The sequence below is a fragment of the Dyella sp. genome, from assembly GCF_035486915.1.
Lineage (GTDB): Bacteria > Pseudomonadota > Gammaproteobacteria > Xanthomonadales > Rhodanobacteraceae > Dyella_B.
The window spans coordinates 45,023-53,819 of the sequence record NZ_DATHMR010000102.1 but is presented as its reverse complement, the minus strand read 5'-3'; the positions used below and the strand labels follow the sequence as shown (position 1 = coordinate 53,819).

At 60.5% G+C, this 8,797-nt stretch carries 5 protein-coding genes; 3 read left to right on the top strand and 2 right to left on the bottom strand.

Going from position 1 to position 8,797, the window contains the following annotated elements; genetic code table 11:
* The 3 genes from VK725_RS08305 to VK725_RS08295 all read left to right on the top strand — a co-directional run.
* A partial coding sequence (locus VK725_RS08305) for a peroxidase family protein (protein ID WP_325317594.1) occupies window positions 1-1,386 on the top strand: 1,386 nt, incomplete at its 5' end.
* 174 nt (window positions 1,387-1,560) lie between these two features.
* Window positions 1,561-2,082: a hypothetical protein gene (locus VK725_RS08300; protein WP_325317593.1), complete on the top strand. Its 522-nt coding sequence runs from the start codon at window positions 1,561-1,563 to the stop codon at window positions 2,080-2,082.
* Between the two features lie 278 nt (window positions 2,083-2,360).
* Window positions 2,361-6,047 carry an Ig-like domain-containing protein gene (locus VK725_RS08295; RefSeq protein WP_325317592.1) on the top strand — a complete coding sequence of 1,229 codons (3,687 nt, stop codon included), beginning with the start codon at window positions 2,361-2,363 and terminating at the stop codon, window positions 6,045-6,047.
* 11 nt (window positions 6,048-6,058) lie between these two features.
* Here VK725_RS08295 and VK725_RS08290 read toward each other — a convergent pair whose 3' ends face one another.
* On the bottom strand, window positions 6,059-7,909 hold the full coding sequence (locus tag VK725_RS08290) for a sensor histidine kinase (protein WP_325317591.1): 1,851 nt from the start codon (window positions 7,907-7,909) through the stop codon (window positions 6,059-6,061).
* Window positions 7,909-8,610, bottom strand: a complete 702-nt coding sequence (locus VK725_RS08285; protein WP_325317590.1) for a response regulator transcription factor — start codon at window positions 8,608-8,610, stop codon at window positions 7,909-7,911. Before VK725_RS08285 ends, VK725_RS08290 begins: the two co-directional genes overlap by 1 nt.
* Between the last annotated feature and the right edge of the window lie 187 nt (window positions 8,611-8,797).

The window sequence follows — 8,797 nt, the reverse complement described above, 5'->3', positions numbered from 1 at the left end:
GGCCCCGCCGACAACGTCGGCCGCGAACCCGAAGGCGCCGATCTGGCCGAACAAGGTTTGGGCTGGGCGAATAAATTCCGCTCCGGCAAAGGCGCCGACACCATCACCAGCGGCCTGGAAGTTACCTGGACCGCTACACCGACGAAATGGGGCAACGGTTTCTTCGAGAATCTCTTCGGCCACGAATGGGAACTCACCAAGAGTCCCGCCGGCGCCAACCAGTGGGTGGCCAAAGACTCCAAGGAAACCATTCCACTCGCGCACGATACGTCGAAAAAGCAGCGGCCCACGATGCTCACGACCGACTTGTCGCTGCGCTTGGATCCGGCATACGAAAAAATTTCCCGCCGCTTCCTCGAACATCCCGATCAGTTGGCGGACGCGTTTGCGCGCGCATGGTTCAAGCTCACGCATCGCGACATGGGTCCGCGTGCGCGTTACCTCGGCCCGGAAGTGCCGGCCGAAGAATTGATCTGGCAAGACCCGCTTCCCGCCGTCAATCATCCTGTGATCGATGAGAATGACATCGCGGCGCTCAAGAGCAAGATCCTGTCGTCGGGACTCTCCGTATCGCAGCTCGTGTCGACGGCATGGGCATCGGCATCGACGTTCCGCGGTTCCGACAAACGCGGCGGCGCCAACGGTGCGCGCATCCGCCTCGCGCCGCAAAAAGATTGGGAAGCCAATCAGCCTGCACAATTGGCGAAGGTGCTTTCGACGCTCGAAGGCATTCAAAAGGATTTCAACGGCGCACAAAGCGACAAGAAGCGCGTTTCGCTGGCCGATCTGATCGTGCTCGGCGGTTGCGCAGGTGTCGAACAGGCTGCCAAGAACGCGGGCCATGCGGTGAAGGTGCCCTTTACGCCGGGACGCGCCGACGCATCGCAGGATCAAACCGATGTGGAATCGTTCGCGCCGCTTGAGCCGGTTGCCGATGGCTTCCGCAACTTCCAAAAGAAAGAGTACGCCGTACCGTCCGAAATGCTGCTGATCGACAAGGCGCAATTGCTCACCCTGACAGCGCCGGAGATGACCGCACTGATCGGTGGCCTGCGCGTGCTGAACACCAACGTCGGTCAGACCAACCACGGCGTGTTCACCAAACACCCCGAAGCGCTCACGAACGATTTCTTCGCCAATCTGCTCGATATGGGCACCGAGTGGAAGGAGTCGTCGAAGTCCAAGGGTCTGTTTGAAGGACACGCGCGTAAGGGCGGTGCACAGACATGGACGGGCACGCGCGTCGATCTCGTGTTCGGCTCGAACTCGGTGTTGCGCTCGCTGGCCGAAGTGTATGCAAGCGCCGACGCGAAGGAAAAATTCATCCACGACTTTGTCGCGGCGTGGAACAAGGTGATGAACCTCGATCGCTTCGATCTGAAGTGAGTTGGTGTACCGCTGTGAAGGCGTTTGGAGCGGCATAGACGACTGGCATTGTCGCCGCGGGTGTCCGCGCCTTGCGCCGCAAACAAGTGATGGTTGTCCCGCCGGATAACCATCACTTTGTTTTTAAGCGGCAAGTACCTTATCGCCGCCTGATTCGAACGTGGGGAGACAAGGATGGAGCAGGAGCTCTTCAACGGTATTGCGAACGGCCACTTGCCCCTATTGGCGATCACCACGCTCGGTGGACGACATCCTGCGGATGAGGCGACGTTGGACGATGCGATGTCTCCTCTGCGCGACGCTGGCGTGGATCCTCTGCTAGCCCACGCCCAATGGATTGCATTGCTTGCGCATCTCTCGCAAACCGCCAAACGATGCGCGCAACCCCAGTTGGCCGATCAACTGAAAGCGCTTGGCGTACGGCGCGGCAAAACTGTGGTCATCAGCTTGGCACGCGAATACGTACGCGCATGGGACAAGGCCACCGCCATCGGTTTCGTGCTTTCGAGCGACGATGTGTTACGCATGACGCACAGCATGCCGCTGCACGATCGCCTGACCGAAGACTTTCGCGCATTGGCGGAAACCTACAGGTTGCTCCTGTGGTTGATGGCACCGCGCGATGGCGGCCAACTTTTTCGATGGCTGAGCGAGCGTGCATCCGTGCACGCTGCGCAAGCGCAAGCCATTCAATGAATGCCGTGCGCGTATCTGAACGAGTCGAACGTTTAGAAGCTTAGGGTCGCGCCCAGTCGTACGGCTGGATCTTCCGCGTGGCTGGCAAAATGTCCGCTTCAACGCAGGCTTTGAACCGCGCGGAGGGTACTCGCATCGGTCGCGCCCGGACTCGCACGGATGCATCGGGCGTTAGGCATGTTCGTTATGGCATCCAGTACAACCCCCTGATTTCGGGGATATCCCTTTGCCCTTTCCCGGGCCAGAGTGCCCGGCGATACGAGTCAGGGGACAGGGGCATGAATACGAAACGCGGCATGGCGCAGCTGCTCGGGCGGCTGGGGCTTTGTGCCTTAGTGGGCGTCTCGCTGCTCGGTCTTCCACAGCTGACGCAAGCGTCACCAGGTTGCCAAGCCCTCAACGTGTCCGGTTCGCTGGGCCCCTACCAATACGTTCAGTTGCTCACCAATGATCAGCAGGTCAATGCGGGCGATGCGGTAACACTAACTACCTCGGGATCGGCGTACTACGGCGGCTCCTGGCTGCAGATGGTCGACAACGGTGGGACGGTGTCCGGCACGGAGTCGGGTTCGGGGGCGGGGGCGGATAACCTGGAGAGTAATCAAAGCAGCGGCACGATTACCTACAGCATCACCTGCACATCGGTCGGTGCCACGGTGTCGAGCGTCAGCCCGGCGTCCGGCACGTCGGGCACCACGGTCATCCTTTCCGGGTCGGGTCTGTGGGGAACCACTGCGGTGAGTTTCGGCGGCATGCCGGCTACCAACGTCAGCGCCAGCTACGGCTCCGGCGGCACCGCACAAGTTACCGTCACCGCGCCGAATGGGGCAGGCTCCGTGCCGATCAGCGTGACCACGGATGCCGGCACGTTCTCCGGCGGCACGTTTACCTTTACCCCGCCGACGGCCAATCCGGTCAGCGCTGCGGTGAGTTACAACAGCAACAATAACCCCATCACCTTGAATATCAGTGGGAATCCCACTTCCGTAGCCGTGGGCACTACACCTGCACATGGCACGGCGAGAGCCTCTGGTACGTCGATCACCTATACGCCAGCTGGCGGCTATTCGGGGCCGGACAGTTTTACCTACTCGGCCAGCAACGCGGCCGGTATGTCCGCACCTGCCATGGTGACGATCACCGTTAACCCGCCACCCGCACCCACGGTCGTCGCCGTATCCGCCACGACGCAGTACAACACAGCCACGAACATCAACCTGACGAGTGAAATTTCCGGTGCCGAGATCTCGGCGGTTACCGTAGCGAGCGGCCCAAGCCATGGCACGGTGAGTGTCTCCGGCGAGACGGTGACCTATACGCCTTCATCGACTTTCTATGGCGGCACCGACAGCTTCACCTACACCGCAACGAACCCGGGTGGCACGTCGTTACCCGCCACGGTGACAGTCACTGTGGGCCAGCCAGGTGCCCCCACCGCGGTTGCCGCTTCAGCAACGACGCCTTACAACACGGCGGCCAGCATCAACCTGACCAGTGCGATTGCGGGAGTCGACATCACCGCGGTCAACATCGCCGGCAGTCCTAGCCATGGCACGGTGAGTGTCTCCGGCGAGACGGTGACCTATACGCCTTCGTCGACTTTCTATGGCGGCACCGACAGCTTCACCTACACCGCCTCCAATCCAACCGGTACATCGACGCCAGCCACGGTGACCGTAACCGTGAGCCCGCCAGGTGCCCCCACCGCGGCGGCCGCTTCGGCGACGACGCCTTACAACACGGCGGCCAGCATCAACTTGGCCAGTGCGATTGCGGGGATCGATATCACCGCGGTGAACATCGCCGGCAGTCCCAGCCATGGCACGGTGAGTGTCGCGGGCGAGACGGTGATCTATACGCCTTCATCGACTTTCTATGGCGGCACCGACAGCTTCACCTACACCGCCAGCAATCCAACCGGCACATCGACGCCGGCCACGGTCAGCGTAACCGTGGGTCAGCCAGCTATCCCCACTGTGGCCGCCGCTTCGGCGACGACGCCCTATGACACCGCGACGAGCATCAATCTGACCAGTGCGATTACGGGAGTCGATATCACCGCGGTGAACATCGCCGGCAGTCCCAGCCACGGCACGGTGAGTGTCTCGGGCGAGACGGTGATCTATACGCCTTCGTCAACCTTCTACGGTGGCACCGACAGTTTTACGTATACCGCGATCAATCCAAGCGGCCACTCGGCGCCTGCGACGATTACGGTCACCGTCACGCCGCTGAACGTGCCCATTGCCGCGCCGCTCTATGTGGCCACCTCGAAAGGAACCAACGTACTTATCGATGCGTCGGCCGAGGCCAATGGCACGCAGCCCTTGACCGGTGCCCATGTGGCGGCGCAGCCCACGCACGGAACCGCCACCGTAAGCGGCGAGCAGATCCTCTATACGCCGGCGGCCGGCTTTGTGGGCACGGACACCTTCAGCTATCAGCTGAGCAATCATTTTGGTGCGTCGACGCCGGGCACGATTACCGTGACGGTGACCGCGGCAGGCAGCGCCGCAGGCCTGAGTCAAACCGTCACGGCGCAGTCGGGCAGCCCCGTGTCGGTGAATCTCGCCAGCGTTGCGTCCGGCACCTATGTATCGTCGGCATTGCTCGGGTTGTCGCCGGCGAGCGCCGGTAACGCAAGTGTGAGCCAACCGGCCTCGCTGACCTTCACGCCCACTTCGACGTTTCATGGTCTGGTGCAGATCACTACGGTACTGATCGCATCCAACGGACAGTCGCAGATCGAGGACGTGCTGGTGCTGGTGAACACCCAGTCCAATCCATCACGCAATCCGGATGTGCTGGGGCTGGTCGAAGCACAAGCCATGCAGGCCGAACGTTTTGCGCAAGACCAACTCAGCAACATTCAAAGCCGCTTGGACAGTTTGCACGACGGCAACGGAACGGCGCGCTTCAGCAACAACCTGTCCATCAGCCTGGATGGCAAATCGCTACAGGCACCGACGGGAGCAGGCGCGAATGGTTTGCAGGCGTCGAGCTCAGGCGCTTCGCCATTCCCTGGCCCACGGCCCGGTATGGGGGCGAGTGAAAGCACAGATGACGCCCCGGCTTCGATGGACCAGCCATCGCAAGGCCATGCATCCGCGCCTGCAGCCCAAGCGTCATCCGGCCTGGGTGCATGGGTGGATGGCACGGCCAACTTCGGCGCGTTCGATGCCTATCGGCAAGCCGCAGGCTTCGATTCGGACACCATCGCGGTGAATACGGGTGTCGACCAACGCATCGGCGAGCATGCTTTGATCGGCATCAGCGTTGGCTACGACCATGACAACAGCGAAGTCGCCAACGACGGAACACGCAGCGTGGCAGAAGGTTATAGCGCGGCTCTTTACGGCAGCTACCAGCCGACCGCGCATGTGTACATCGATGGCGTTGTCGGTGGCGGCGGCCTGCGTTTCGACAGCAGCCGTTATGCGGCCGATAGCCAAACCGATCTGATCGGCCACCGCAATGGCGACCAATGGTTTGCATCACTCACGGCGGGCTATGAATACCATGCTGGCATGTGGACGATGTCGCCGTATGGCCGGTTCGCCTGGTCGCTGTCTTCGCTCAATAGTTTTTCGGAAACCGGCGATGTAGCCGATGCGTTGACCTACGGTGCGCAGACCTTGCGCACGTCGCAGGCGATCGCAGGCTTCCGCGCAAGCGGCAAGATTCCGTTCGGCGATACGTTGTTCATGCCGCATGTGCGACTGGAAGTCGGCCATGATTTCCAGGGAACCACCGACACCACACTGAGCTACGCGTTCGTGCCTTCGGCAGGCTCCTGGAATGTGCTGACGAATCCGTATTCGGCCAATGGAACCAGCGTGCTGGGGGCTTTCGGCGGCGACTTCCAGATTCGCAACGACCTGCAGATCACCACGGAATACCAATACATACTGATGCCGCATTCGCGCGACCAAGGTATCCAGCTGGGTCTGCATAAGCAGTTCTAGCTAACCCGAAGTCAGGAGGTATGAGGATCCAAGATCAGGGGGAGATGTAGATACAAGGCGGTGCCTTGGCCCGGTGCGGTTTCAACCACGAATTGGCCACCCAGACGGGTGGCGCGATTACGTAGGCTGGCCATACCGGCACCGCTGCCGTGCAGGCTGGTATCGAAGCCGTGTCCATCGTCCCGGATGCTGGCGCGCAGCTCCGGATGGCGATGCTGGAGAGCGACATCTACCCGCGATGCACTGCTGTGCTTGAGTACGTTAGTCAGTGCCTCTTGCAGCACGCGTAGCAGATCCAGACTCCGCGCGGGTCCCAGATGCAGATTGTCTAAACCTTCCTGTTGCCAATGCAGATCGATGCCCGTGGCATCCAGGCGTTGGCTCCAGCGGTGACGCAACGGTGCAAGCAGACCGGCGAGATCGGAGTCCTGCTCATGCGTGGTCGTATCGATGATCAGGCGCAGGTCGTCGCGCAGTTCCTTCAGCGTTGCGACGACGCGCGTGGCGTCGGGTGGCTGATGCTGATTTTCCAGTGTCGCAATCGCACCCAAAAGACTGCCACCGAAACCATCATGCAGATCGCGCACCAGGTTCAGGCGTTCGCCGATGCGCGTGTTGTTCAAGGCCAGCGCATGTTCGCGCTCCAGCGTTTCGCCCAGCTGCCACGTAGCTGCATCGACTTCGTGCTTGAGTTCGACGTTGAAGCTTTCCGCCCGCTTCATCGCTGCGGCAAAACGGTAAGCCAGCGCGAAACCCATGCCGATAATGGTCAGCGGCGATGTAATGGCCAACAGATACATGTCGCCACTGATCACGCCGTAGAACAGCAGAAAATCGTACACCGAAACCACCAGCGGAATCATCAGGCACGCCGCCAACACGCGATGATCCGTGCGCTTGCCGCGCACGGCGAACCAGGTAAATACGAAGATGGCACAGTAATAGCTCGCACCACCCACGGCGAACCAGATGCCGCGGTACTGTCCGCTTGCGCCCGGTGCGAGGAACGCAAGGACCAGCGATGTCAGGTTGATGACAAACAGTACGCGTTCAAAGCGCGGCCAACGACGCTCGCAGTAGCGCAATAGAAACAGGACAAAGCTGGAAGATGCGGCCACGTAGGCAAAAGCATTGAATGCTTCCCAGCCATCCGTGCTGTGGAAGGGCCAGATGTTGTCAGCGATGAAATTGATGCCGTAGGCGAACGAAAGCAGCGTACTCAACGCATACCAGCCGTAGCTGCTATCGGAGCGGCGCATCAGCCAGATAATGAAAAACAGACCACAGAACACCAGCGTGACGATCTGGTCAAACAGCTGCAGGTCGTAACGTGACCACACACCGCGCTGGTAGCGCGCTTGCACTGCTGCAGGATCGCCTACCGCTACGATGCCCAAACCCGGCTGGTAGCGGGCCAAGCCGGACACGCGCACCAGCACGACGTTGTCGCCGTCATGCAGCAGGGGTTTGTCGAGCAGGAAATATTGCGGCTTGATCCATGTCCGCGACAGCGGCTCCACCACATGAGCATCGCGATAGACCTGGCTGCCATTGACATAGACGACATCGGCAAGACACACGTAATCGAGCAGCAATCCCACGGGTTGATCCGCACTGGACTGATGCCACCGCAGGCGATACCACACCACACCATCATGCTGTGGCCAGCGCGTATTCCAAAGATCCATCAGCTTGACGGGAACCCAGCCTTCGGTGGGCGGGGATTGCGACGACCAGTCCGCTGGCGCCGCTTCGGCCCGTGTAATCTGCGTAGTCGCAGATGACGTAGTCTGCGCGTACAGCGCATCAAGCCCTGAGCAAAACAACAGGCATGCGAACAACAGGAAGACGATGCGCCGCACTAACGCAGCAGCCCTAAGGCTTTGGCTTCGAATACCGCCGCTGTGCGCGAGTTGACGGCCAGCTTGCGGTAGATGCTCTTGGTGTAACCCTCGATGGTGAAACGCGAGAGCGCCGTGAGTTCGGCGATCTCGCGATTGCTGAAACCACGCGCGACGAATTGCAGAATTTCCGATTCGCGCTCCGATAGCGAGGCGTCGATCCTGGCTGGTGATTCGGCGGTAGCCCCCGAGGCTGCCGGATGCTGCGTTGACGTGAGCGAAACAAAGGCGAGGATACGGCGCGCGATAAGCGGATCGATCAATGCACCACCGCGCCGAATGCTTTGCAACGCGGCACGAAGCTCCGCATCGTCGCGCTCTTTCAGCAGATACCCGACGGCTCCGGATCGAAGCGCCGCCAACACCACTTCTTCATGACCCCACGCCGAGATGGCCACGGTGATCGTGTCGGGATGCCGCTGCTCGATCCAATGGATGAGTTCGAGTCCATTGCCATCGGGAAGCCCGATATCGACGAGCGCAATGCGAGGGTTGAACTCCGGGAGGCTGGCTTTGGCTTGTGCAACACTGGCCGCCACCGTGATGTCGTCGATCGAACCCACCAACTCAAGCAAAAGTTGAACGAGACGCCGCTGCGTGGGCTCGTCATCCTCGACGACCAATGCACGTTCGAATGAAATGTGCTCCCCTGTAGAGCCCATGCACCTTACCCCTGACTACTTCGAAGGTAATCTTACTCAAATCGATCGCTTAGCGGGGCCAACGCGCTTTATTCCGATACCGCAAGAACTGACGGGGAGATGACGGCAAATCCGGCTAAATATTTGAAGATTTTGCACCAAAGCAAAGTCACTCGTCATGAAACCGTTCGGGTGTCGTCGCACCGCG

Bases quoted from the DNA above. Each gene is read 5' to 3' on its own strand.
- VK725_RS08300 (WP_325317593.1), top strand. From the start codon at position 1,561: ATGGAGCAGGAGCTCTTCAACGGTATTGCGAACGGCCACTTGCCCCTA.
- VK725_RS08295 (WP_325317592.1), top strand. From the start codon at position 2,361: ATGAATACGAAACGCGGCATGGCGCAGCTGCTCGGGCGGCTGGGGCTT.
- VK725_RS08285 (WP_325317590.1), bottom strand. From the start codon at position 8,610: ATGGGCTCTACAGGGGAGCACATTTCATTCGAACGTGCATTGGTCGTC.